Source organism: Lysobacter sp. A378, assembly GCF_054052125.1.
In genome coordinates this window covers 492,691-517,241 of sequence record NZ_JBSVRK010000001.1, presented here as the reverse complement: position 1 = coordinate 517,241, position 24,551 = coordinate 492,691, and the positions used below count along the sequence as shown (strand labels likewise).

General features: G+C 64.0%; 22 protein-coding genes and 2 pseudogenes. 4 read left to right on the top strand and 20 right to left on the bottom strand.

The genetic code is table 11. The features are described from left to right. Positions 1-10: 10 nt before the first annotated feature. Both ACW7G1_RS02255 and ACW7G1_RS02250 read right to left on the bottom strand, forming a co-directional pair. A complete protein-coding gene (locus ACW7G1_RS02255; RefSeq protein WP_456978812.1) occupies positions 11-1,381 on the bottom strand; it encodes a peptidoglycan DD-metalloendopeptidase family protein in 1,371 nt (456 codons plus the stop codon). A 170-nt stretch (positions 1,382-1,551) separates the two neighbouring features. Continuing rightward, positions 1,552-1,929, bottom strand: a complete 378-nt coding sequence (locus ACW7G1_RS02250; RefSeq protein WP_456978145.1) for a BlaI/MecI/CopY family transcriptional regulator — start codon at positions 1,927-1,929, stop codon at positions 1,552-1,554. A 204-nt stretch (positions 1,930-2,133) separates the two neighbouring features. Between ACW7G1_RS02250 and ACW7G1_RS02245 the strand changes: the two are divergent. Continuing rightward, positions 2,134-2,397: pseudogene (locus tag ACW7G1_RS02245) on the top strand (nucleoside deaminase); the annotation flags it as partial. A gap of 75 nt (positions 2,398-2,472) precedes the next feature. Here the strand turns inward: ACW7G1_RS02245 and ACW7G1_RS02240 are convergent. The 3 genes from ACW7G1_RS02240 to ACW7G1_RS02230 all read right to left on the bottom strand — a co-directional run bounded on the left by ACW7G1_RS02240 (position 2,473) and on the right by ACW7G1_RS02230 (position 4,671). Continuing rightward, a complete protein-coding gene (locus ACW7G1_RS02240; RefSeq protein ID WP_456978144.1) occupies positions 2,473-2,934 on the bottom strand; it encodes a DUF2269 family protein in 462 nt (153 codons plus the stop codon). 4 nt (positions 2,935-2,938) lie between these two features. Continuing rightward, positions 2,939-4,225, bottom strand: a complete 1,287-nt coding sequence (locus tag ACW7G1_RS02235; protein WP_456978143.1) for an SDR family oxidoreductase — start codon at positions 4,223-4,225, stop codon at positions 2,939-2,941. Between the two features lie 206 nt (positions 4,226-4,431). Further along, positions 4,432-4,671, bottom strand: coding sequence for a hypothetical protein (locus tag ACW7G1_RS02230; protein ID WP_456978142.1), 240 nt, complete (start codon positions 4,669-4,671; stop codon positions 4,432-4,434). Between the two features lie 45 nt (positions 4,672-4,716). Between ACW7G1_RS02230 and ACW7G1_RS02225 the strand changes: the two are divergent. After that, positions 4,717-5,055, top strand: a pseudogene (locus ACW7G1_RS02225) (nucleoside deaminase); the annotation flags it as partial. A gap of 52 nt (positions 5,056-5,107) precedes the next feature. Here ACW7G1_RS02225 and ACW7G1_RS02220 read toward each other — a convergent pair. Beyond that, on the bottom strand, positions 5,108-6,655 hold the full coding sequence (locus tag ACW7G1_RS02220) for a DUF5677 domain-containing protein (protein WP_456978141.1): 1,548 nt from the start codon (positions 6,653-6,655) through the stop codon (positions 5,108-5,110). A 275-nt stretch (positions 6,656-6,930) separates the two neighbouring features. Between ACW7G1_RS02220 and ACW7G1_RS02215 the strand changes: the two genes are divergently transcribed. Together ACW7G1_RS02215 and ACW7G1_RS02210 are read left to right on the top strand one after the other, a co-directional pair. Next, complete coding sequence (locus tag ACW7G1_RS02215; RefSeq protein ID WP_456978140.1) at positions 6,931-9,150, top strand: SEC-C metal-binding domain-containing protein; 2,220 nt, start codon at positions 6,931-6,933, stop codon at positions 9,148-9,150. A gap of 119 nt (positions 9,151-9,269) precedes the next feature. Continuing rightward, positions 9,270-10,433: a hypothetical protein gene (locus tag ACW7G1_RS02210; protein WP_456978139.1), complete on the top strand. Its 1,164-nt coding sequence runs from the start codon at positions 9,270-9,272 to the stop codon at positions 10,431-10,433. A 196-nt stretch (positions 10,434-10,629) separates the two neighbouring features. On the opposite strand, the gene ACW7G1_RS02205 is transcribed toward ACW7G1_RS02210, so the two are convergent. From ACW7G1_RS02205 to ACW7G1_RS02140, 14 genes are all read right to left on the bottom strand, one after another. Beyond that, complete coding sequence (locus tag ACW7G1_RS02205; RefSeq protein WP_456978138.1) at positions 10,630-11,529, bottom strand: pirin family protein; 900 nt, start codon at positions 11,527-11,529, stop codon at positions 10,630-10,632. 72 nt (positions 11,530-11,601) lie between these two features. Next, complete coding sequence (locus tag ACW7G1_RS02200) at positions 11,602-12,174, bottom strand: NADPH-dependent FMN reductase (RefSeq protein ID WP_456978137.1); 573 nt, start codon at positions 12,172-12,174, stop codon at positions 11,602-11,604. Positions 12,175-12,254: 80 nt separating this feature from the next. Further along, the gene (locus ACW7G1_RS02195; RefSeq protein ID WP_456978136.1) at positions 12,255-12,899 is read right to left on the bottom strand and encodes a hypothetical protein; all 645 of its coding nucleotides are present in this window, start codon (positions 12,897-12,899) and stop codon (positions 12,255-12,257) included. Beyond that, complete coding sequence (locus ACW7G1_RS02190) at positions 12,896-13,402, bottom strand: RNA polymerase sigma factor (protein ID WP_456978135.1); 507 nt, start codon at positions 13,400-13,402, stop codon at positions 12,896-12,898. The genes ACW7G1_RS02195 and ACW7G1_RS02190 overlap by 4 nt, the downstream gene beginning before the upstream one ends. Further along, positions 13,395-14,057 (bottom strand): hypothetical protein, encoded by a 663-nt coding sequence (locus ACW7G1_RS02185; protein WP_456978134.1) that lies wholly within the window; start codon positions 14,055-14,057, stop codon positions 13,395-13,397. Before ACW7G1_RS02185 ends, ACW7G1_RS02190 begins: the two co-directional genes overlap by 8 nt. Positions 14,058-14,172: 115 nt before the next feature. Further along, complete coding sequence (hslU, locus tag ACW7G1_RS02180; protein WP_456978133.1) at positions 14,173-15,552, bottom strand: ATP-dependent protease ATPase subunit HslU; 1,380 nt, start codon at positions 15,550-15,552, stop codon at positions 14,173-14,175. Positions 15,553-15,554: 2 nt separating this feature from the next. Further along, complete coding sequence (gene hslV / locus ACW7G1_RS02175; protein ID WP_456978132.1) at positions 15,555-16,106, bottom strand: ATP-dependent protease subunit HslV; 552 nt, start codon at positions 16,104-16,106, stop codon at positions 15,555-15,557. Positions 16,107-16,203: 97 nt separating this feature from the next. Then, positions 16,204-17,085 carry a tyrosine recombinase XerC gene (xerC, locus tag ACW7G1_RS02170; protein ID WP_456978131.1) on the bottom strand — a complete coding sequence of 294 codons (882 nt, stop codon included), beginning with the start codon at positions 17,083-17,085 and terminating at the stop codon, positions 16,204-16,206. Positions 17,086-17,686: 601 nt separating this feature from the next. After that, positions 17,687-18,361, bottom strand: coding sequence for a DUF484 family protein (locus ACW7G1_RS02165; protein ID WP_456978130.1), 675 nt, complete (start codon positions 18,359-18,361; stop codon positions 17,687-17,689). Further along, a complete protein-coding gene (dapF, locus tag ACW7G1_RS02160; protein WP_456978129.1) occupies positions 18,358-19,245 on the bottom strand; it encodes a diaminopimelate epimerase in 888 nt (295 codons plus the stop codon). Before dapF ends, ACW7G1_RS02165 begins: the two co-directional genes overlap by 4 nt. Beyond that, a complete protein-coding gene (gene lptM / locus ACW7G1_RS02155; RefSeq protein WP_456978128.1) occupies positions 19,217-19,543 on the bottom strand; it encodes an LPS translocon maturation chaperone LptM in 327 nt (108 codons plus the stop codon). Before lptM ends, dapF begins: the two co-directional genes overlap by 29 nt. 37 nt (positions 19,544-19,580) lie before the next feature. Further along, complete coding sequence (locus ACW7G1_RS02150; RefSeq protein ID WP_456978127.1) at positions 19,581-20,021, bottom strand: YbaN family protein; 441 nt, start codon at positions 20,019-20,021, stop codon at positions 19,581-19,583. Positions 20,022-20,118: 97 nt separating this feature from the next. Then, entirely contained in the window at positions 20,119-22,239 is a 2,121-nt protein-coding gene (locus tag ACW7G1_RS02145) for a S9 family peptidase (RefSeq protein ID WP_456978811.1), read from the bottom strand. 113 nt (positions 22,240-22,352) lie between these two features. Then, positions 22,353-24,479 (bottom strand): prolyl oligopeptidase family serine peptidase, encoded by a 2,127-nt coding sequence (locus ACW7G1_RS02140; protein WP_456978126.1) that lies wholly within the window; start codon positions 24,477-24,479, stop codon positions 22,353-22,355. Positions 24,480-24,551: the final 72 nt, after the last annotated feature.

Here is a 24,551-nt window from a genome sequence, read left to right as displayed (position 1 = left end):
AAACGGTGGGCTATCCGCTCACCAACAAGGGTTGGGGGTCGACCCGCTGCCCGTTCAACAGCAACTCCATGTGCAGATGCGCGCCGGTCACTTTCCCCGTGGTACCGACTCGTCCGAGCCGATCACCGATGGAGACGCGGTCGCCCACCGAGACATCGAACCCATCGAGATGCGCGTACAGAGACTGCCATCCGTCGCCGTGGTCCAGCACGACAACGGTTCCGTAGTTGGGGGACCCTCCGTAGAGGGCCGTCGCTGCGACGACGGTGCCGGCAGCCGGTGCATGAACCGGTGTACCGCGTCGCCCGCGAAAATCCAGGCCCCTATGCGCGCGAGCGCGTGCGCTTCCCATCTCACCAAAGGCGCCGGTGATTTCGGGACGTGCGAGCGGAAACCTGAAAGTTCGCTGCTGCGGCAGTGCAGGGACGGTTCGCGAAAACGCAGCCTCGACTGCTGACGCTCGCGCATCTTCTGTCCGCGTGTTGGATGTCACGAAAGCAGTCCCGATGCTGGTTCCGTTTGTTCGGCGGAGGTCTGCAGCGCCGAGGTGGGTCGTCGCGAGGACACCGCCGGCCGTCAACGCCAATCCGCCGAGCAAAACACGCATAAGCAATCGTGGTCCGCCACGTGGGTCCCCTTGGATCATGTGGCTGATCCTCAGCTTGTGGAGAGCGGGATCCCATGCCGAGAACGCAACTGAAACCGGGATCAAGGAGGATGCGCTGATGCGCAGCGTGCTCAAATACGCTTCGGCATAGGCACGACGTCCGTGCGTATCACCTGCTACTGCAGATGCATCGCAGCACAATTCTGCAGCCATCTGAATACGGTGCACGATCCGCGGCAGGAACGGATTGAACCAGAACAGAACCCCGACGGCACGCAGGATCGCCGCACGCTTGGGATCTCTGGCTGAAATATGTGCCGCTTCATGACGTAGCACCATTTGCAGCTGCGCGTCACTCAAGCGCTGGGTAAGCGCCACGGGAATGATGATGGTTGACCGCGGCCAGCACAGCGCGAATGGGCTGACACGATCTTCCGTCATCAATAGATTGATTCCGCAGTCATCGAGGCGCTGTGCCTCCAGGTTCGTCAGGGCCCCGACTCTTGACCGGTCGAACGAGCGGCTGTTCTGCACGATACGCTTTACCGCAGCCGTTCCCCTGGCCCAGCGGAGGGCGCTGGCGGCCGCGCCGACCAAGTAGGCCATCAACATCAACAGCTCCAGCCAGGTGTTCGCTGTCCGAACACCCTCGTCGATCCGTGTCGTCGAACCCAGCCCCGAGGACCAAGCGGCTAGATAAGGCGCTTCGTCGAGCGGTAGTGGCGTGGGCAACGAAGCAAGCGTGTGATCCGGTAGCAGACACTGCAGTGCCATCGCCAAGCAGGGCGGCACCACGGCAAGTGCCCACACGGATATCCAATAGCCTCGCGATGCGTGAGAAACGCGCAGCGCGGCGTGGAAGTATCGCCCCCCTGCCCACGCCATCGCGCCCATGGCCATACACGAGGTGAGGGTGAGCACCCAGAACCCGACTTCAGGCGGATTCACGGCTGCTCGTCCGGATCAGGCTTCTGCAGCATGGTCTCGAGCTGCTCGATTTCCTGCTCACTCAGCAGACGACTATCGGCAAACGCCTGGATGGGCAATGGCCCGTCGATCTCCAGTACACGCTTGGCAAAGTCCCGACTCAGCGCAGCAAGCATCGAGACTTTGCTGACGGCTGACCTGTAAACGTTCAGGCCGTGATGGCTGGATTCAGAAACCAGTCCCTTTTCGACCATCCGGTCCAACGTTTTCCGAGTCGAAGAGTAGGACCAGCCGAGAGTACCCACGACGCCATCGTGCAACTCACGAGCGCTGCACGCGTTGCGTCTCCACAAGCACTTCAGTAACTCCAGCTCGGCATTAGAGGGGCGTAGCATCGCGTTGTCTTTGTCCTGACGGATGTCGCAACCTTACGACAATTGTCGCACGCAGACAATTGCTTCTTGCCGCGACCGCACCACCACCTTGCAAGCGTGGCGAAAAACTCAGCATGACCGGGGCGTTGACCAGCAACGACGCCATCGCCTGTCGCAGTGACATGCCACAACTGCCGTCGTCGGCAGGCACCATCAAACCGTGCGAAGGCCGGCCGCCAGCGCAGCTACCGCGACACCATCATGGTCACCACCCTCGCCCCGTGCTGGTACTGCAGCGGCCTGGTGCGGCAGTTCAACATCGGCACCGTGGTGGTCGGCGAATCGGAAACGTTCATTGGCGGCATCGACTGGCTGCGCGAAGCCGGCGTCAAGGTCATCGACCTCGCCGACCGGGAATGCATCGAGATGATGCAGGGGTATATCGCGGAAAATCCGGAAGTGTGGAACGAGGATATTGGGGAGGAGTGAAGCTTCATCCACTCTGGCCAATCCAGACGTCTGCACGAAGATGCCCGACCCGCCGAGCCCGCCTTCAACCGGGCTTCAACCGGGCTTCGTCACCATCAGCCAGAAAATCGCAATCACCGCGATGAATGCCGGCCAGCCCAGCACGAACCACCAGCGCATCACGCGGTGATAGGTCGCGGGCAGGGCGACGCCGTCCTCCACGGCTTGCCGGGCCAGGTCCCGGGCACACTTCTGCAGCCACAGTACGGGCAGCCAGCAAGCGCCAGTCACGAAGAACAGCAACAATGCGGCACGAACCCAGAGCGTTGACAGCGGCAGGCCCAGCGCATCCACGAGCCAGAGGCCACTGAGCAACTGCACCACCACGGCGGGGGCGGTGAAACACATATCGGCGATGACCACCGTGCGGGCGGTTTCGGCAATCACCCGCGCATCGCCACGCAGATGCGCAACCCACATGAAGAACGCGATGCCAAAGCCCGTCCCGAACAGTAGGGTGGAGGACAGGATGTGCACCCATTTCATCCAGAGATACATCGGCTCACTTCCTATCCACCAATACCCAGAGCACGGCGAGTGCCGGCAGTACCACGAGATTTTTTGCCAGTCCTCCCAAGGGATCCAGCCAGGTTGCCGGCAACAGGAGGCCGAATATCAAGGTGTACGCCAATACGCTGAGGGCCATCAATATCAACGCCGTTCGCGGCCGCCAACCCGACAGCAGCCACAGACCCAGGACGGCATCCAGTATGCCTCCGGCGCGCGCCATCGGCACCGCTGCAAAGTCGGCCAGCACAGTCCCGGCAACGATCCCTTCAATCACCTCAGACGACGTGCCAAGGCCGGCCCAGGCCGACAACAACCAAAGAGCCACGACACACAGACGCAGTGCCGGCGCCAGGAAATACAACTGCGCCTGCCAGCGGTCCTGGACCTGGCTCGGCCGTTGCGCCAGCGCATCCGCCAACCCTTGCGGCGTGAACCCGAAATCCTCGTGCAAACGCGTGCCTGCATCCGGCGCGGTGATGTTCCCGCGGCGCAGCATGTTCCACATGGTCTCGCCGACCGGTCCACGGCCCAGCCGCTCGCCCATCCAGGCCTGGATCGACACCCACGCCTCCGGCACGCACCAGGCCCGATCACCCGGCAACCGCAACCAGCGACGCCAGCGGGACTGATACTCACGCAGCGTCATCGGCTGCGGCCCACCCACTTCGTAGATGCCGACCTTGTCGGTCGTCATCGCTTGGGCGGTGAGTTTGCCGAGGTCCCCGGCGGCGACCGGCTGGATCAACCAGCGGCCAGCACCCGGCAACAACTGGAACCCCGGAAATGCCGCCAACGCCCGCAACAGGGACGTGCCGCCATAAGAACCGGCCAGCGCGAACACCACCGACGGCCGCAGCACCACTGCCTGCAATGGCAACGACAACAAGACCGCATCAAAACGGTGCTTGGACGCGATGAACTCCCCGTCTTCCGCCGCTCCCAGTGCGGAGACCTGGATGAACTTCGCGACCCCCACATCCACGCAGGCCTGTGCCAGCGCGGTTGGCCCGGTGACATGGATCGCCTCGAATGTCTGCGCCCCCGCTTCGCGCAAGATACCCGCGACATTGACTACCACATCCACGCCAACCAGCACCGGATGCCAGTCGGTGGCGCGGTGCATGTGGGAAAAGTCGCAAGCCCGCTCGTCCTCGTCCACCCGCGTGCGCGGCCGAACCCCGCGCAGCACCCGGTAGCCCCGGGCGCGCAAGGCGGCGACAACGAATCCCCCGAGGAATCCATTGCCACCGACCACCAGCACCACGGGAGGGGCAACCATTTTCGTATCGCCTACGTCATCCATGGCGGCAGTTTACCGATTGGACTGGCGGAATTACGCCCGCCCATGTGGCGGCTTTATCGAAAAGAAAGCCTCACCCTGCAGGCCGCACACGCTCTGATCGCAGGCGCTTGATCCTGCGCATCATCTGCAGTGCGACATACGGAATGTACCCGGCGGCGGCGAGCAGCAATCCCGTCCGCAACTCATGGCGATAGACGCTCGGAATGGTCAGCTGCGCCAACGGAATCAGCAACAGGCCACCACAAGGCGCCCGCGGGTGCGCCGAACAGGCGATAGCGCTGGCGAATCAACAACCGTCCTGCCTGCCATACGACCACTTCGACACTGGCCGCCAGCAACCATGGGCGTAGGTCGGCGGCACCCTTCCATGCCCATGCAGCCATCACCAATGCCGTCACCACCACGACGATCAGCCCATCCACTCCATACGGCCCATCCGAATGATCGCCACTCCCGACTGCCACGCCCTGCTCGGCTGCGGCCACAACCGACGCGTGCAGGAAAACGACCCCTCCATCCACGGCGAGACCGACGCCTTCCGCAAGGCCGGCCGCCAGCGCAGCTACCGCGACACCATCATGGTCACCACCCTCGCCCCGTGCTGGTACTGCAGCGGCCTGGTGCGGCAGTTCAACATCGGCACCGTGGTAGTCGGCGAATCGGAGACGTTCAGCGGCGGCATCGACTGGCTGCGCGAAGCCGGCGTAAAGGTCATCGACCTCGCGGACCGGGAATGCATCGAGATGATGCAGGGGTATATCGCGGAGAATCCGGAATTGTGGAACGAGGATATTGGGGAGGAGTGATTATTGAGTGGCTGCTTCCGACCAGTTGCTGACACTCGATAAGGCGGCGGTTCTAGCCCGCCGTGCGGTCGTGAGATCCTACGATGGAACCTATCGAACTCTCATTGAGCATGATCATGCCGAGCGATTCAGAGCCCGGGTACAGGGATTCGATCTCGGCGAGCATAATGTTGGCAATCTCAATCGCGTCCGACTCGACCGATGCGAGTTGCCTATGCTCTTGGCGAGGAATTCGATGAAGGCGATGAAGCGGGTTGTGACAAGTCACGAGATTGGTGTCTCTGACCGCTCCCCAGTGCCCATGCGTCACTGTCGAAGTCCAGTCGTAGTACTTGTCGTACAGATCCTTCGATTCACTCTCCATGGCGAGCCTTCTAAGGTTGGTCGTGGCCCAATGACCAACGTCAATATCTAAGTATTCCTGCCAAGTATCTTCGTTGGCGATCTCATACAACGCGTTTTCGTCGAGGAATGGCGGCAGATCGCCTTGAAGTTCCTGAGCCTTCAGAAACGCAAGTTTTGCCTGTCCAGCCCCATACACCCTGTATGACTGCCATAGCTCGTCCCTCCCCTTCCGGCGGAGATAACGCAGGGTGATGCATATCTCCACCAAAGTTCTAAGAACGAGACGCCCAGTTATCCTCGTCTGCACGCAGTGCATACAAAGCTCTTCAATGAGCGACAACGCGTAGAGCACTATTCCAAACGCCCCGTCGAGCTTGGCGTCAACACGCTTGGGCTGCAGATTGCTGTGAAAGCTTGAAATAAGCCGTCGTCTTACTTCCCACAATGATTCAGGATCAATTCGCGGCTCAGTAAACACATAGCCGCTATCCCCGGATGGGTCCATGCACCTGGTTTGCCTGAGCGCCTGAGCCCAGAATTCGGAAACCCATGCCGCCAGATTCCTCCTCCTAATCATCATCTCGGCCGATCGAATTCGAGGGCGTACAGACCGCATGTCTCCACGATCTGGGAACAACCTTAACTCTTCCAAATGTTCTTCTGATCCTTCGGGATAGAACAGCCGCCCCGCGATAATCGTAACGATTAACTTGAACCACCTGATGTCCGTTGATTGCTCCGACTGATGGTCCAGGACCATAGCTACGGCTCTGGCAAGGGTTTGCCAATCATCGTTCGTTGGCTCTACTGCAAGCACGGCCTTCCAGCGTTCAAGACCTGGCAATGCCTCGATAAGTAGTAGTGGCCTTAGGGAGGCATAACCAAGGGGATGTGCCAACAAGACCGCCGCAAATGCCCTGAACTTGTCGTCATCGACCTCCCCAAGCCTAGTCATGTCAACAAAGAAGCCAGGGTCTGTCGGCGCCTCACCCTCGGAAGGAGGCCACTCCCTGCAGGTAACCGCGACTTGGCGAAACAATTGAAGGTAGTGGCTTCTGTCGAGCACTCCTGCCAACAACACCGCCCATAGCATTTCTGGCATATGGTCATCAGCCCAGGACGACGGCGTCATATTGAGCTGGGCCAGTGGTGGCTTTAGTCGACTACCTTCACGCTTATGCTGATCAATTCCACTTATGTTGTAGTCGGCGTAAGGAGACTTCCTTCGACCTTTCTTCTTCCCTTTCCTTGCCACTTGCTCCCCCTTTAGTCCATGTCCTGTACTTATAGATGGCAGCACGTCGCGGCCGGGAAGGCAATTATCGGAAGGCCAGTGCCCCAATTGCGCGACAGCTTTGGTCGGAAGCGGGCATTCGCGCCGAACGCATTACTTCCGATTGTCGAGTAGTACAGCGCCCCCAGCTGGCCGACGCTGCCGTCGCACCTGATGAGACATCTTGGGAATATCGTGTAGCTCTTCGCGTTCCATGACCATCATATTCGCCGCCGCACTCTCACCGAACGATTCCCATGAAGCCCCGAAAGCCGTCTGCGCGGATACGCCCGGTTCGCCCTCCGTCGGAGCCACCCGTTGCCGCGCGTCCGGAGGCGGAAATCCTTGCCGAGCTCGAGGCGGTGTGCGCACAACATGGCTACGTCCACACACTGGCCTACTTGTGTTTTCGCGACAACATGATCTTTTACAGCGAGGCGCTGACCGAGCAAGACATGCACGTCATGCACAACCCGGAGCGGTTGTCGCGCACTGAGATCTCTACGCTGATCGGGCTGATGCTCAAGTCGCCGATCGACTGGGCATTGCCGCCGCCACATGTCCAGCAGCGCTACGTCGAAGATAGCGTCCGACTGCTCGGCGAACTGCACTGCGCCTTGTCCGCCGCCTTTTCGCTCAAAGACGTCATCGCGGGGCTGGAGCGCGGCGAAAAGGTCAATCCATTCGAATCGGGGGCGGTGCTGCGCGAACCGATTTTTTACGGCGCCGAATCCGCCTATACCTTCCAGTACCTGGACTTGGCTGCTCGACGTTATGCCGCCGATGCGGCGTGGCTGCAGAACAACGTCGGCTTCACGATCGAACAAGCTTGCGCAGTGGCAGTAGCCATCGACCGCGTGAATGTCCAGCGGTTCGAAAGGCTACGCGACGAGCTTATGGACCTGCACCCGGATCAGTGGACCATGTTGCCAGCGTTCTCCGTGACGCCGTCGGAGGTCGCGACTTCTTCCGGGCTCGATCCAGAGCTGGTTGAGCGAATCCTGCTCGCCTTCACCGTCCCCGAAGGTGAGCTCAACGAGCGCTTCGTCGGGTTGCAGGATTTCAACGTGGTCGCCGCCAAGCCGTTGCTCAGGCGGCCGACGGGCGAGTTCGTGTGTTTGCAGAACTACGCGCTGTCCGAATCGATCTACGAGTCGCCCTTCTTTTGGATGCTCCCGGACAAGACGTATCAGCCTACGCGCGACAAGCACCGGGGCGAGTTCACCGAGAACTTCGTCGCCGAGCGTCTGGCTGCCGTCTTTGGCGCGGACCGTGTGCTGACCAACGTCGACATTTGGCAGGGCAAGACCAAGGCCGGCGAGATCGACGTGCTGGTGTTGTGGGCCGACCGCGCCATCATCGTCCAGGCCAAGTCCAAGCGGCTGACGATCGAGGCGCGCAAGGGCAACGACCAGATCCTTCGAGATGACTTCAAGAAGAGCATCCAGGACGCCTACGACCAAGGCTTGGATTGCGCTCAGTTCTTGGGCGCCCCGGGCTACCGGTTCGCACGGGTAGACGGGACGGACGTCGAGCTGCCGGAAGAAGTCACCGAAATCTTCATGTTCTGCGTGGTCAGCGACCACTACCCAGCGCTGAGCTTTCAGACCCGGCAGTTCTTGAAGACGCGGGAGGTCCCAAGCGTTCGTGCGGCCCTGGTCACCGACGTCTTTCTCATCGACGTACTCACCGAACTGTTGCCGACGCCGTTGTACTTCCTGAGCTTCATCTCGCGGCGCGCGCGCTATGCCGAGCAGCTCCTCGCCGCCCAGGAGCTGACGATCCTGGGCTACCACCTCAAGAAGAACCTGTGGTTCGAAGAGAAGCTGGCGATGGTGCAGATCGCCGAGGACTTCACGTCCGGCGTGGACATCGCAATGGCCGCGCGACGGCGCGGGTTGCCTGGGCTGGCGACGCCCGAGGGCATCCTGACCCGCTACGAGGGAACCACACTCGGGCGCATCATCAACCAGATCCAAGCGCGGCCGGAACCTACGGTGCTAGACCAAGGATTCCAGCTTCTTGAGATGGGGAGTGAGGCCTTGGACGACCTCAACCGGATGATTGACCGGCAGGCCCAGCGCTCTGCGCAGGACGGGCAGCCGCACAGCCTGGCGCTAATTTTTCCCGACCGTAGCGGGTTCACCGCCTTGATAAGCGGCGAGCCCGATTCCGCGGCGACGCGGAACTTGACCACTCTTTGCGTGCGCCGCAAGTACGCGCAAAAGGCGGACGTGTGGTTCGGCATGTGCCTGACGCCGGGAGACGCCGAGCTACGCTTCGGGCTGCGGCTGGCCGTGCCCTGGGCGCAGGACGACGCGCTCGATGCCGCCGCGGTCGGGATGCCCGAACCCATCGAGCCGAAGGTGGCATACGAGCGCCTGTTGCGCGGGGCGCGCGGCGCCTCGAAAGTCGGTCGGAATGACGCTTGCCCTTGCGGCAGCGGAAAGAAATCGAAGAAGTGCTGCGCGCGATGATCCGCCGCTAACGTCTAGTGCGCGACGCCGTCCTTCGCCACACTGATTTGCCCCGCACAATTGACATCGAGCCCGGGGTCACCATCGGCTTGGAATACCCTTTGCCATTACGAGCGCAGATGGAAGACGAAGAAGACATGACCTTTGTGGTCCAGTTGCCAGCGGACTTTCCGCTTACTGACCTCCAGCAGATTGCGTCGATCCTGGAGCAGGAAGACGTATTCGTTCCTGGCTACATACCACCGGACGTCGGCATGTACGACCTTATGGGCCACTTCTACGGCAGCATGGTGGATAAAGTCAGCGTCGTCCTACTGCCCGACAGGAATATCGTTTCGCGACTGGCCAAGGCAACCACTGGACACAAAGCCGATGACCAGCGTCGGTTGGCAGCCGCCGTCCTCGCCTTCGCCCAGTGTCTCGACATCCAAATCGAGCCGTCGATCGCTTACCATGAGTTGGGGCCCGCGCAGGGAAACATAGCGGCGTATGAGGAGCTAGCCCGGTTCCGGCTGGCAGATAATAACCACCCTCGTGCCTGGATCGATCTGGCACTTGGACGTAGCGACAGCATTGCCTCTCTGGGCGATCCTCTCGTGGTTGCGGACAACCGCGACCTCACTAGGCCATTGCACCGCTGGCGCTGCAACTACATTGCGGCGCTTAAGATCGGAGAACTGGAACTGCTCCCGCTGACACCCTTCGAGCGCACGCTCAAGCTGTTTGAGTGGATGCATGGGGACTTCATCCTGGCCGGCCCCGCGGCGATCTTCGCCTGCCACTACTTCGCCCCGAGCTTTCCGCGAAGGCGCTTACTCAAAGGCTTGAAGTCAGAACACCGCGAGCGTGCTCTCGCAGGCGCCGCTAACGCCGCCTGGGATATCACTCACCTGAGTGAATTCACTCGAAAATCGAATGATGCACACGGGAGCAAAACTCGCTTCGTGTTCGCCTCGCTGGACGAAGGTCTGCGTCGCATTGCCAGGACACTGTTTACTGCGACGATCGAAGATCCAGCACTAGATCGCTTAGCCATGGCACTGGCGGCGTGGTGGCCTGGTGATCAGGCCCGGAAGATCGCGGACCGGCTGTCGGAATTAACCCAACTTCGCCGCGACCCGGCGTGGTACGAAAAGCAACGCAATAGCCCGAATGCGATCCCTGAGTTCATCGCGCGAGGCGAGGCCAGCCTGAGAGCGTGGTCGCCCGTGATTGTCGGCGCCCGCGAGAGAAAGCAAGTCGCTCCCAACCTAAAGTGCGTGAACCAATTTCCTAGCGAATAGCTGGTAGCGAGCCATAGTCAAACAAAGCTCACATAGGGATTCGGCAATGAATTCCCGCGTGACGAACGCTCGTAAGAGTCATCCCCGATCACTCGGTCTTGGATGCAGCATCCGCTTCGGGTCGGGAGCGGCCACTTAACGAAAACGTCGGCTCCCGGCCAGAACCCGTCACCAGCCACACGCGGTGCCCTCTCGCTCACGACATCGGTTCCGGTTCACGCGCCTCGCCGATCTTCGGCGGCAGCGGGATGAACTCATCGTTGTCGAGGTCGGGCAGCTTCATGCGCCCGGCTTTCCAGTCCTCACGCGCCTGGTCGATACGCTCCTTCGACGAGGACACGAAATTCCAGTCGATGTAGCGCGGCCCCACCGGCTCGCCGCCCAGGGCCATGACCACGGCGTCGTCGAGGGCGGCGATGGTGACGGCCTTGCCGGGGGTGAGCACGGCCATGGCGCCGGGCTCGATCCGCTGGCCGTCCACTTCAACCTCGCCTCTGGCGACGTAGACCGCTCGCTCGGGATATTCGGCAGGCAGCGACACTCGCGAGCCGGCACGCAGCTGCCAGTGCACGTAGAACTGCGGTGAGTCGATCCGAACCGGCGACACCACGCCGGCAAGTCGGCCCGCGATCAGGCGCCCGGCCACGCCCTCGCCGTCGAACACCGGCAGCGCGTCGCTGGCGTAATGCCAGAACCCCGGGGCCATCTCCTCACGTTCGTCGGGCAGCGCTACCCAGGCCTGGATGCCGTCGATCGGCCCACCCTCGCGGCGCAGCCGCTCGAAGCGCTCGGAGTGGGTGATGCCACGGCCGGCGGTCATCCAGTTGACCTCGCCCGGGCGCACCGCCTGCTCCGAGCCGACGCTGTCGCGGTGCATGATCTCGCCGTCGAACAGGTAGCTGATGGTTGACAGGCCGATGTGCGGATGCGGGCGCACGTCGGCCTCGCGCGGCAGGCCCGGCGGCAGGTCCTTCGGGCCCATGCGGTCGAAGAAGATGTAGGGGCCGACCATACGGCGTTTGGCGAACGGCAGTACGCGGCCGACTTCGAAGCTGCCGAGGTCGCGGCGGCGCTGCTGGATGACGAGTTCGATCATCGAAAGACTCCGGTCTGGGACCGCACGGGTCCACGATGGCCCAACTATCGCACCGACTGCACGCAGGCGGCCTCAGGCACCGCGCGGCAACACCGTCAGGACATGCGCGACGAACTCGTGGAACGCCTTGAGGTAGTTGCCCAGGAACTCCGCCGTCGACGCGTCGGCAATCTCGCCGGCATCGTTGATCATCCCGTCCCTGAACTGGATGTAGGCCTCGGGCGAGTTCATCTGCGGCGAGTTGAGGAAGCCAAGGATGCTGCGCAGATGTTGCTGGCCCACCGCGGTGCCGATCGCGCCTGGCGAGGTGCCGATCACACCCGACGGGATATTGGCAAAGGAGTTGGTGCCCCACGGCCGGCTGGCCCAGTCGATGGCGTTCTTGAGTCCGCCGGGGATGGAGCGGTTGTACTCCGGCGTCACGATCAGGATCGCGTCGGAGCCCTCGATCGCCTGCTTGAACTTGCGGCCGGGCTCGGGATAGTCGGCGTCGTAGTCGTAACTGTAGATCGGCAGATCCCTGTAGGAGATCTCCTCAAACCTGAGTTGCTCCGGCGCCAGCTTGATCAACGCGTTGGCGAGCTTCCGGTTGATCGACTCTGTGGCGATGCTGCCAATCAGGTATCCCACCTTGTAGGTTTTCATCATCTGCTCCCGGGTCAAAGGTCAACGTCGCGAGGATGACCCTGTGCGGTTAAGGGAGCATGAAACCGACAGGCAAGTCGTCAATCGGCATCGAGCGCATTCTGCAAGGCTTGCAGGCGCTGTAGTCGCTTCCTGCCGCGACCGCACCACCACCATGCAAACGTGGCGAAGCCCAGCATGACCGGGGCGTTGACCAGCAACGACGCCATCGCCTGTCGCAGTGACATGCCGGAACCGCCGTCGTCGGCAGGGACCACTAAACCCTGCATCAACACGCCGAACAGCACGCACCAGAGCGCGACCGCCAGCCAGACGTTGACTCGCCAGTAGAGCCGCGAGGTCCGGATGCGGTCGCGCTCCAGCGCAAGCAACGCGCGCACGTTCAGGCCGCTGTCGCTGACCTGGCGCCGACGAATCCACAGCGACCAGCCTTGGACACCGAGCACACATGCGATCACCACCAACGATCCGGTCGGCGAGAACAGCGGTCGTTCCACCAACAACGTCGCCCAGACACACAAGCCGATTACAACGGTCGTCAGCAGCACTTCCGCGCCCATCATCCAGCGCAGGCGGCGCCCTCGCCGCACGACCTCCCGGCGCAGTCCCTCGACATCGATCTTCGCCGTCGCCTGCGCGCGCCAATCGGCAGCCAGGACGTTCCATCCGTCGCTCACCGTGGCGGTCACGCCGGATCCGTCGCGGCTGTCGGCACCGGTACTCATGCACTGTCTCCCAGCCACTCGGCCAGTTGTTTGCGGGCGCGACCGAGGCGCTGGGCCACGGTGTTTTCCTCCAGTCCAAGCGACTGGCCGATCTCACGTTGCGAGAAGCCCTCCAATGCCAACACGACGACCTGCCGCTGGCCCAGCGCAAGTCGTCGCACTGCGGCCAGCAAGGCGTCGCGGCGTTGCTGCACTTCAGTGTGTTGCTGGGGGTTGGCGGCGGGGTCGGGATGGTGTTCGTCGAGCTCGTTCTCGTTCAACCGGCAATACTTGCCCAGGTGATCCACCGCGCGGTTGTGCGCGACCCTGGCCGCGAACGTGCGCAGTGATGCTTCGCCGCGCCAGCGTGGCAGTGCCCGCCACAATGCCAGGCTGATTTCCTGCAGCAGGTCCTCACGGCGCGCGGGTTCGAACTCGTAGCTGGCGGCGATGCGCGACAGCATGGGACCGTGCTGACGGAGCACCTCGTCGATATCGGTCGCCGCCGGCGCGGAGTCAATCAAGTTGGGGACGGTCGAATACATCGCGATAGCTCGTGTAGCCGACCAACGTGGCAAAGGGCAGCAGGACCAGCAGCAACAGTGGTAGCCACAGAACTGCACCAATCAGCGCAGCCACCAGCAAGGTCAGCAGCGCCACCGGTCGCCAGTAACGCGCCACGCAGCGCAGACTTTCACCCAACGCCCGGCCGACCCCAATGCCATCGAGCAACACCCGCGGCATCAGGAACATCAGCAGCGCGGACGGGAGCGTTCCCGACGCAAAGATGCAACCGAGTTCAGCGCGGTCGAAGTGCAGGTTGGCGATGTCGCCCGCGGCCAGCGCGAGTGACTGATCGACGCCACCCAATGTTGCTGCGACCAGCAACTGGAAGGCGAACACTGCCGCCGACAGCAGCGCCACCCACAGCATCGGCGCCAACCGCGACAGCCACACCCCGCTTGCCGCCACGGGCGCAAAGTGTCCGCGCCGCGCCTTGTGATGTATCAGCGCGAACACCCAGGCGCTGGCCAACGGCGTCAGCAACTTGGACGCCACGATGCCGACGCCCGGCGCCAACTGGATCAGCCCTTCCACCGCAATGGGCAGCAACGACAGCAGGAACATCCGGACCGGCGCCCGACGGAACAGACGCCAGGCGTCGGCAAGCCAAGTCATCAGGATCCGAAATGCGGGGCGGGTGCGGGCAGCTGCGAACGGGACAGTGGCATCCATGTGGCGTTTCCGTTTGGGTCTGGATGGTTAGTCGCCCACCGCTCGGAAAACCTGACAGCTAAAGAATGTACCGACTCAAATCCGGATCCTGCACCAGCTCGCCCAGGTGCTCGTCAACATACGCACTATCGATGGTGACGGCCTGTCCATCGCGGTCGGGGGCTTCGTAGCTGAGGGTGTCGAGCAGGCGTTCGAGCACGGTGTGCAGGCGGCGGGCACCGATGTTTTCCTGGCGGTCGTTGACCGTCGCGGCGATCTCGGCGATGCGCTCCACCGCGTCGTCGGTGAACACGACGCTGACGCCTTCGGTCTTCATCAACTCGACGTACTGGACAGTGAGCGCAGCCTTGGGTTCGGTCAGGATGCGGATGAAGTCGGCCTTCGTCAGCGCCGACAGTTCGACCCGGATCGGGAACCTGCCCTGCAGCTCGGGGATCAGATCCGACGGCTTGGCCATGTGGAACGCGCCGGAAGCGATGAACAGGATGTGGTCGGTCTTCACCGAGCCGTACTTGGTGCTGACGGTGGAGCCTTCCACCAGCGGCAGCAGGTCGCGCTGCACGCCTTCGCGGGAGACGTCACCGCCGCCGACGTTTTCACCGCGCTTGGCGACCTTGTCGATCTCGTCGATGAACACGATGCCGTGCTGCTCGCAGGCCTCGATCGCGGCCTCTCGGACTTCGTCCTCATTGACCAGCTTGCCGGCCTCTTCCTCGATCAGCTGCGGACGGGCGGCCTTGATGGTCAGGGTTTTCTTGTTGGTCTTGCCGCCCGACACCTGCGAGAACATCTGCCGCAGTTGCTGGCCCATCTCCTCCATGCCCGGCGGGGCGAGGATGTCGACGCCGACATTCATTGCGGTCTCGATATCGATCTCGCGCTCGTCCAATTCACCGGCACGCAGCTGGCGACGCAGCTTGATCCGGGTCTCCGATTCCTGCGCCGACGGTTCGGCGGCGGCGACCTGCGGATCGAAACCGATGCCACCACCCAGACCCTTGGTGCGCTTGGGCAGCAAGGCATCCAGGATGCGATCCTCGGCGCGTTCTTCGGCCTTGGTGCGGACCTTGTGCTTGGCCTGCTCGCGGTACAGCTTGACCGCGGTGTCGGCGAGGTCGCGGATGATCTGTTCGACGTCCTTGCCGACGTAACCGACCTCGGTGAAGCGGGTCGCCTCGACCTTCACGAACGGCGCGTTGGCGAGCGTCGCCAGCCGCCGCGCGATCTCGGTCTTGCCGACGCCGGTGGGGCCGATCATCAGGATGTTCTTGGGCATGACCTCGTTGCGCAGCTCCTCGTCGAGCTGGCTGCGGCGCCAGCGGTTGCGCAGCGCGATGGCAACCGCACGCTTGGCGTCCTGCTGACCGACGATGTGGGTGTCCAGCGCCTGCACGATCTCGCGCGGGGTCATGGTGGCGTTGGTATTGTCCAGTTTCATGCTCACAGTTCCTCCACCACGACGTTGCGGTTGGTGTAGATGCACACGCCGCCGGCGATGTTGATCGCCTCGACCGCGATTGTCCTGGCATCCATTTCGGTATGCGCCATCAACGCGCGCGCGGCCGACAACGCGTACATGCCACCGGAGCCGATGGCGACGATGCCGTCGTCCGGCTCGATGACGTCACCGGTGCCGCTGATGACCAGCGAGGCCTCCTTGTCGGCGACCGTCAGCAGCGCTTCGAGCTTGCCGAAGCGGCGTTCGGTGCGCCAATCCTTGGCCATCTCGACCGCGGCGCGGGTCAGCTGGCCGTGCTTTTCGAGTTTCGCCTCGAAGACTTCGAACAATGTGAACGCATCGGCAGCGGCGCCGGCAAAACCGGCAATGACCTGGCCGTCGCGGCCGAGCCGTCGGACCTTGCGGGCGTTGGATTTCATCACCGTGTTGCCAAGCGTCACCTGGCCGTCGCCGGCAATCGCGACGCGGCCGTTGCGGCGCACCGAGATGATGGTGGTGGCGTGGAACACATTGGGGTTCTGGCTGGGGTCCATACAGGCCTCCGTGGGTGTCAACCAGAGGTGGGGATGGGTCCGGCGTGAGGCAAGGGTGAAGGGACGAGAGCGGCGGTTCCGGTTGCGGTTGGCGCAATCACGGCTTTCGTTTTGCGCGGGGGTGGGCGGAATCGTAGACCTTGGCCAGGTGCTGGAAATCCAGGTGGGTGTAGATCTGGGTGGTGGCGATGTCGGCGTGGCCGAGCAGTTCCTGCACGCCACGCAGGTCCCCGGATGACTCCAGGATGTGGCTGGCGAAGCTGTGCCGCAGCATGTGCGGGTGGACACGCTTGAACACACCCTGGCGCTGGGCCAGTTGCCGCAGCCGGTATTGCACCGCGCGCGGGGTGATCGGGCCATTGCGTCCGGGAAATACCGGGCTGTCACTGCCGGCGCCGGTGGAGCCGTGCCATTCGGCCAGCGCCGCACGGGCGTAGGAGCCCAACGGCACGCTGCGCTGCTTGCTGCCCTTGCCCAGCACGGTGACCAGTCCGTCGTCCAGGTCGAGGTCACGCCAGCGCAACGCGCACAACTCGCTCAGACGCAGGCCGGACGAATAGAACAACTCCAGCATGGCCCGGTCGCGCAGTCCCAGCGGCACATCGGTCGGCACTTCGACCAGAACTTTTACCTCGTCGGCATCGAGCACTTCGGGCAGCTTCCGTGGGGCCTTCGGTGCGCGGATTGCGGCGGCGGGGTTGGCCTCGACACGGCCATGCTTGAGCAACCAGGCATAGAAGCTCCGACACGCCGACAAGCGACGCTGCAGGCTTTTGGGCGACAGCCCACGGCGATGCTCGGCGGCGATGAAGCCGCGCAACGGCTCGGTGCGCACATCCAACACCGCCAGCCCCTGCGCGTCCGCCCATTGCGTCAATGCGGTCAAGTCGCGTCGGTAGGCATCCAGGGTGTGCGGCGACATCCGCCGTTCAACCGCCAGATGGGACAGGAAGTCGTCGATTGGAGAGGTTATGGGCATGGAGCGAACGTCACTGGATCCCCGCCTTCGCGGGGATGACGGTGGGTGGTGGGCGGCGGGCGAATGGAAGGGTTATGACCACGGCGCGAACGTCCATGGATCCCCGCCTTCGCGGGGATGACGGTTGGGAGCGGGGATGACGGTGGGTAGAGGAATGGCGGTGGGTAGAGGAATGACAGTGGGTAGAGGAATGACGGTGGGCGACGGAGGGGGCAGCGCTACGGAGCGAACGTCACTGGGTCCCCGCTTTCGCGGGGATGACGGGAGGGGTGGAGGGGATGACGGTGGACGGTGGGCAGCCACCCCGTCAATGAAGCAGCGACGCGGCGTCCTGTCGGGGGTTTGCGGAAAGCAGGCCAGGGATGGCCTGCGGCGGCGAGTCAGGCCATGGATGGCCTGACCGAGCCGAGTAGCAAACCCCCGGCAGGGCGCCGCCCCTACCGGAGCCGAGAGACCGCTCTTGCGGCCGCTCTTGCAAGCGCGGATGCGGGCGCAATTACTCTCCCGATCGCAGCCATTGTCCCCGTCCCAGTCCCCGTCCCCGTTGCGGTTGCGGTTGCGGGCAGGGTCGCCGTCACCGGCGTGGTTGACGTTGTAGTGACTACCGCGCATACCTCGCCAGCGCCGTTTCCAGCGCCTCGCCCATCATTCGCAGGAACAAGGTACCCATCCCCGGGAAGAACCGGTTCGGGTCGCGGCTGCCCACGGCCACCAGGCCCAGGTTGGGCAGCGGCAGCAACGCGGTGGAATGCACCTGTTCGGCCTGCGCGCCGTACAACAACGCGTGTTTGTCCGGCTGCAGCCGCCCGCACAACGGCTCGCCGTCGTCCAGGCAATCGCGGAACGCCTGCAGACGGGCATCATCGCGCGGCACCACTTGCAGCCACTCGTCCTCGTCCAGCCCCTCAACGGGCTCGAACAACACCAGCCGCACCAGATCGCCGTTGAAGTCCTCGGCCAGGCTGGCGGCCATCGCACGCACCGTGTCGGCGGCAGTGTCCTGGCGCATCAGCGCCAACGCCAACTGGTGGGTCCGCACTGCCAGCCGCTCGTTCTCCTGCGCGTTGCCAAACAGCTCACGCAGCCGCTTGGACAACTCCCGGTTCTTGTCGCGCAGCACCTCCAGCTGGTAACTGGCCAACGATGCGGCGGAGCCTTCCTCGCGCGGCACCACCAAGGTCAGCGACAAGTCGGGAAACTGCTGCAGGAAGGTGGGATGACGACGCAGCCAAGCGGCAACATCGTGGGCACCCAGTTTCTCGGTAGTCTCGCTCATGCGGTCCATTCTCCTTCGAATACGAATTTTGCCGGGCCGGCCAGCAGCATCGGCGCGGCATCGTCTGGCCATGCAACGCGCAGCTCGCCACCGGGCAGGGTCACCCGGACGTCACGATCAACCTTCCCCCGGCGGACCAGGATCGCCACCGCCGCACAGGCGCCGCTGCCACATGCCAGCGTCTCGCCCACGCCGCGCTCATACACCCGCAGACGGATATGGTCGCGCGCGACCAGCTGGACAAAGCCGACGTTGACCGACTCCGGGAATGCGGCGCTTTGCTGCAGGTTGCGACCCATGGCCTCAAGCGGCGCGGCGTCGATCTGCTCGACCTCGATCAAGGCATGCGGGTTGCCCAGCGATACCGCGCCTACCTCGATGATCGAGCCGCGCACCGGCAGCACGTAGGCATCGCGCGCCGCGCTGAAGCCATGCAGCGGGATCCGGACCGGATCGAACTGCGGCACTCCCATTGCGACCCGGAAACCGCCGTCGTCCAATCGCTCGGCCACATGCGTGCCGGCCGGGCTGTCCATCGCGAAGTCGGCACCCGCCGACGCCGCCCCGTCACGCACCAGCCAGGCCGCGATGCAGCGCGCGCCGTTACCGCATTGCTGCGACGTCGAGCCGTCGGCATTCCAGATCCGGTAGCTGGCCACCGAACCCGGTTCGCGAGCCGGCTCGACGGTCAGAACCTGGTCGCAGCCGACACCCGTGTGGCGGTCGGCCAGTGCGCGGCACAACGACGGGCTGGGCGCAGAAACTTCACCACGCAGGTCCAACACGACGAAATCATTGCCGGCGCCGTGCATCTTGCTGAAACGCAAGGCCGGTGCCGCCGCCGATGTCGCCGCCTCAGCCATTCCCGTCGTCGTTGGCGTCATCGGCGGCGTCCACGTCGGCGGAAGGGGCGTCGGTTGATTCGGTGTCGGTGTCGGTGTCGGTCGAGGAATCGGGAACCGTGGCCGGGTCGATCGGCACCGGATCGACGGGCATGTCATCCACTGGCGAGCCAACGTCCACCGGCGGGGTGTCGGTCTGCAGCGGGTCGGCATCGGTGTCCGCAGGCTCGGCCGGAACCGCATCGGGCATCACCAGCGGGCCCTTGTTGCCACAGCCGCTCAGCACCAACAGCGACACCGTCAGCGCGCCAGCAAGCCACATCATTTTTTGTGTGTTCATCGGCGCAGTGTAGCGGTGGCGGCCGTGGCTGCGAAGCTCATCGGATTGGCGGTTCAGGCCGCAACCACAACCAACCCGCCACCAGCGCCATGACCCCGGTGCCGCTGCCGGCCATCCACCACTGCGGCGCGGTCAGGAACATCACCACCGCACACACCGCCATCGACAGGCTCGCCCACCACTTCGCCCGGCGCGCGACGGTCCCGCCGCGTTGCCAGTCCACGATCATGGGCCCGAACAGGGCATGGGCCAGCAACCAGCGGTACAGGCGGGCAGACCCGCGGGCGGCCGCATAAGCCGACAGCAGCACAAACGGGACCGTGGGCAGACCGGGCACGACCACCCCGACCAGACCCAGGCCCAGGCTGAGGTAGGCGACCAGCCACCAGGCCCAACGCAGCCGGCTGGCTACCGGGCCGGAAGGGGCAAGCGGGGGTGCCGGGGCGGGCGGGTCCGGGATTGGCGCACGGTCAGGCATGGCCCATTGTCGGCGAATCGACGCCCCGGTGCCGATCCTCGACCCGGTCTTCTACCCCGGCCCTCGACCACGCTGGCGCAGCCACGCCAGCAGCGGCTCAGGAAGCCGGCGCGGCAACCTCCAACTGGTCCAGCGCGAACGCGTACATCTCGGCCAGCTCCCGATAGCGCCGGAACCGTCCCGACTTGCCGCCGTGGCCGGCATCCATGTTGGTCCGGAACAGGATCGGTGCGTCGCCGGTCTCCAGGTCGCGCAGCCGGGCGACGTACTTGGCCGGCTCCCAATACTGCACCTGCGAGTCCCACAGCCCGGTACCGATGAACATCGCCGGATAGTCCTGGTCGACCAGGTTGTCGTACGGCGAGTAAGCCAGGATGTAATCGTAGAAGAGCTTGTCTTCCGGGTTGCCCCACTGGTCGTACTCGTTGGTGGTCAGCGGGATGCTCGGATCCAGCATGGTGGTGACGACGTCGACAAACGGTACCTGCGACAGGATCACCTTGTAGCTGTCGGGTGCCTGGTTGGCGATCGCGCCCATCAGCAAGCCGCCGGCGCTGCCGCCATACGCGGCCACCCGGTCGCTGGCCGCATAGCCCTGCTCGACCAGGTACCGGGTCACGTCGACGAAGTCGTTGAAGGTGTTTTGCTTGTTCAGCAGCTTGCCGTCGTCGTACCACTGGCGGCCCAGCTCCTGACCGCCGCGGACGTGGGCGATGGCGTAGACCATGCCGCGGTCCAGCAGGCTCACCACCGGCAGGTTGAAGGCCGGGTCCATCGAGTAGCCGTAGCTGCCATATGCGTACTGCAGCAGCGCCGCCTCACCGTTTTTCTGGAAGCCCTTTTTGTAGACCAGCGATACCGGCACTTTCACGCCATCGCGTGCCGGCGCCCAGACCCGCTCGGTCACGTACTGGTCCGGGTCGTAGCCGATCACCGGCTGGCGCTTGAGCAGCTTGCGCTCGCCGGTGCGGGTGTTGAGCTCGTAGGTGGTCGCCGGCGTAGTCAGCGAGGTGTAGCTGTAGCGCAACCAGTCGGTGTCGGGTTCGGAATTGACCGCCAGGCCCATCGAGTAGGCCGACTCATCGGCTTGGACATACTCCGCATCGGCATTCGACTGGCCGGCCTCGCCGCGCAGCAGCCGGACCCGCTCCAGGCCGCCGGAGCGCTCGGCCACCGCGGTGAACCCGTCGAACAGCTCGAAGCCCTCGATGAACACGTCTTCGTCGTGGCCGATCCACTCCTGCCACTGGGCACGCGAGCTGGCATGGCTGGGTGCGGTCATCAGCTTGAAGTTGTCGGCCACCTGCCCGTCCGCATCCGGCGCGTTGGTGCGGATTACCCAGCGCCCACCGTGGTGGTCGGCGTCGTACTCGACATCGCGCTGGCGTGGCGCCAGCACCACGAACTCGCGCGGGTCGCTGGCCGGCGCGCAACGCGACTCGCTGGACACCGTGCTTTCCACGCCGATGCAGATGTACTGGTCGTCGCGGGTGCGGCCGATGCCCATGTAGAAGGTGTCATCGGACTCCTCGTACACCAGCACGTCGTCGCTGACCGGGGTGCCGAGCACGTGTTTCCGGACCCGCACCGTGAGCAGGGTGTCCGGGTCGTTCTCGACGTAGAACAGGGTCTGGTTGTCGTCGGCCCAGACAATGTTCGCCGCCACCCCCGCGATGACATCATCGAAGACCTTGCCGGTCTCCAGGTCCTTGATCCGGATCACGTACTGGCGGCGTCCGATGTCGTCCTCGGCCCAGGCCAGCAGGCGGTTGTCCTGGCTGACCTCCCAGTCGCCGACACTGAAATAGTCCTTGCCGGCGGCCATCGCGTTGACGTCCAGCAAGACCTCTTCGGCGGCGTCCATCGAACCGTGGCGGCGCGCATGCACCGGATAGTCCTGTCCGGTCTCGTACCGGGTGTAATACCACCAGCCACGCTCGCGATACGGCACCGAGCTGTCGTCCTGCTTGATGCGCCGGACGATCTCCTCGTACAGGGTGTCCTGGACGCCCTGCAGCGGCGCCATCACCGTGTCGACGTAGCTGTTCTCGGCGTTGAGATAGGCCAGCATCTCCGGGGCAGTGCGGCTGTCATCGCGCAGCCAGTAGTACTCGTCCTGGCGCTCGGCACCATGCGGCGCGGTGACGGTGTGCGGCTTTTGCGCCGCATCGGGCGGCGCGGGCAGGGTCTGGGCGAGGGTCGGGCTGGAGAGGGTCATCAAGGCGGCAAGCAGCAAAGTGGGATTCATGGGATGGGGGCCGGAGGTCGGAAGTGCAACGGGCTACGGGGCGCTCCTGCAAAAAAGGCCGGGCATGCCCGGCGTTTGCGCATTCAATCCGCCAGCTGGTTCCACAGGAACGTATACGCCAGCGCGCTCATGTGCGCGGCCTGCTTGTTGTTGGCCGAGCCGCCGTGACCGCCTTCGATGTTCTCGTAGTAGCGCACGTCCTTGTCGGCCGCCAGCATCCTGGCCATCATTTTGCGCGCGTGGCCGGGGTGGACGCGGTCGTCGCGGGTCGAGGTGGTGAACAGGGTTGGCGGGTAGTCCTTGTCGGCATCAAACAAGTGGTATGGCGAGAAGGTCTTGATGAACGCCCACTCCTCCGACTTGTCCGGATCGCCGTACTCGGCCATCCACGACGCCCCGGCCAGCAGCTTGTGGTAACGCTTCATATCCAGCAGCGGCACCTGCACCACGATGGCGCCAAACAGCTCCGGGTACTGGGTCAGCATGTTGCCTACCAGCAGGCCGCCGTTGCTGCCGCCCTGGGTACCGAGCTTGTCGGGCGAGGTGATCTTGCGTGCGACCAGGTCCTGGGCGACCGCGGCAAAGTCTTCATAGGCCTTGTGACGGTTGGCCTTGAGCGCGGCCTGGTGCCAGCGCGGGCCGTACTCGCCGCCGCCGCGGATGTTGGCGACCGCGTACACGCCGCCCTTCTCCAGCCACGCCGTGCCAACGCTGCCCGAATAACCGGGCAGCATCGATATCTCGAAGCCGCCATAGCCGTACAGCAGGGTCGGTGTGGTGCCATCGAGCACCAGCTCCTTCGGCTTGACGATGAAGTACGGGACCTGTGTGCCGTCCTTGCTCGTGGCAAAGAACTGCTCGACCTGATGGCTGGAAGCATCAAAGAACGCCGGCATGGTCTTCAGCACCTGCGGCGCCTGGCCGATCTCGGCGATGGCAAGCGTCTCCGGGCTGAGGTAGCCGTCGGCGGTGATCCAGACCTTGTCGTTGTCGTCGGGGTCGACTGCCCACACGTTGACGCTGCCCTCGGGCTGGCCGACGAAGGCGCTGCGGGTCCATTCGCCCTTGCCGTCTTCCGGCGGGGTCAACACGCTGAGCTTATTGCGCACGTCATCAAGCACGTTCAGCACCAGATGGTTGGCGGTCACCGCGGAGCCGGCCAGCGACGTGGTCTCGCTGGGCTCGAACAACGCGGTGAAGTCGCGTCCACCGGCCATGAAGTCGTCGAAATTGGCCGCGATCAGGCTGCCGGCCGGCCAGGTCTTGCCACCAGCCTCGTACGGCTTGCGCAACTCCAGCACCAGCCAGTCCTTGTGCACCGACTTGTTGGCCGAGTTGGGCGCATCAATCCTGGTCAGCTCGCCGTCTTCGCGCAGGTACAACTCGTCGTTGTAGAACGCCAGGGAGCGGCTGACGAAATCGCGCTCGAAGCCCGGAGTGTGGTCGTGGGCGGCGGCGATGTACATGTCGTCGGCCTTGCCCTCGTAAACCACTATTGCCTCGGACATCGGGGTGCCGCGGGTCCACTGCTTGACCACGCGCGGGTAGCCGGACTCGGTCACCGTGGGCGCGCCTTCCGCGTCGGGGCCAAAGTCGGTAAACACGTAGACATGGTCGCGGTCGATCCAGCCCAGCCCGCCCTTGGCCTCGTCGCGGAAGAAACCGTCGGTGACCCAGGACTGGGTGGACAGGTCGAACTCACGGGTGACATCGGCGTCGGCGCCGCCGCGCGACAGCGCGATCAGGCAACGCTCATAGGCCGGCTTCAGGCAGTCCGCACCGTGCCAGACCCAGTTCTCGCCCTCGGCCTGGTTCAGTGCGTCCAGGTCGATGACGGTTTCCCACTGCGGCGCGTCCTTGCGGTACTCGGCCAGGGTGGTGCGACGCCAGATGCCGCGCTCGTGCCCGGCGTCCTTCCAGAAGTTGTAGTAATAGTCGCCAATCTTGCTGACGAACGGGATCTTCGCCTCCGAGTCGAGGATCGCGAGGATCTTCGCTTCCAGCTGCTTGAACTCCGGCGTGCTGGCGAGTTCGGCTTCGGTCACGGCGTTGCGGGCCTTGACCCAATCAAGCGCCTTCTCCCCTTCGACGTTCTCAAGCCAGAGATAGGGATCGGTCACGGCGGACTCCTGGGCGTGGGCAGCGCCCGCGGCAACGGTCAGGCCGGCAACGAGGATGGCGGCCTGGCAGGCCTGCGACAGCGTGGACATGGGCGCTCCGGTATCTAGACGAAGGTGAAACACGAACCCCGCACGCTAGCACGGCGGCGCGATGCCGGCCGC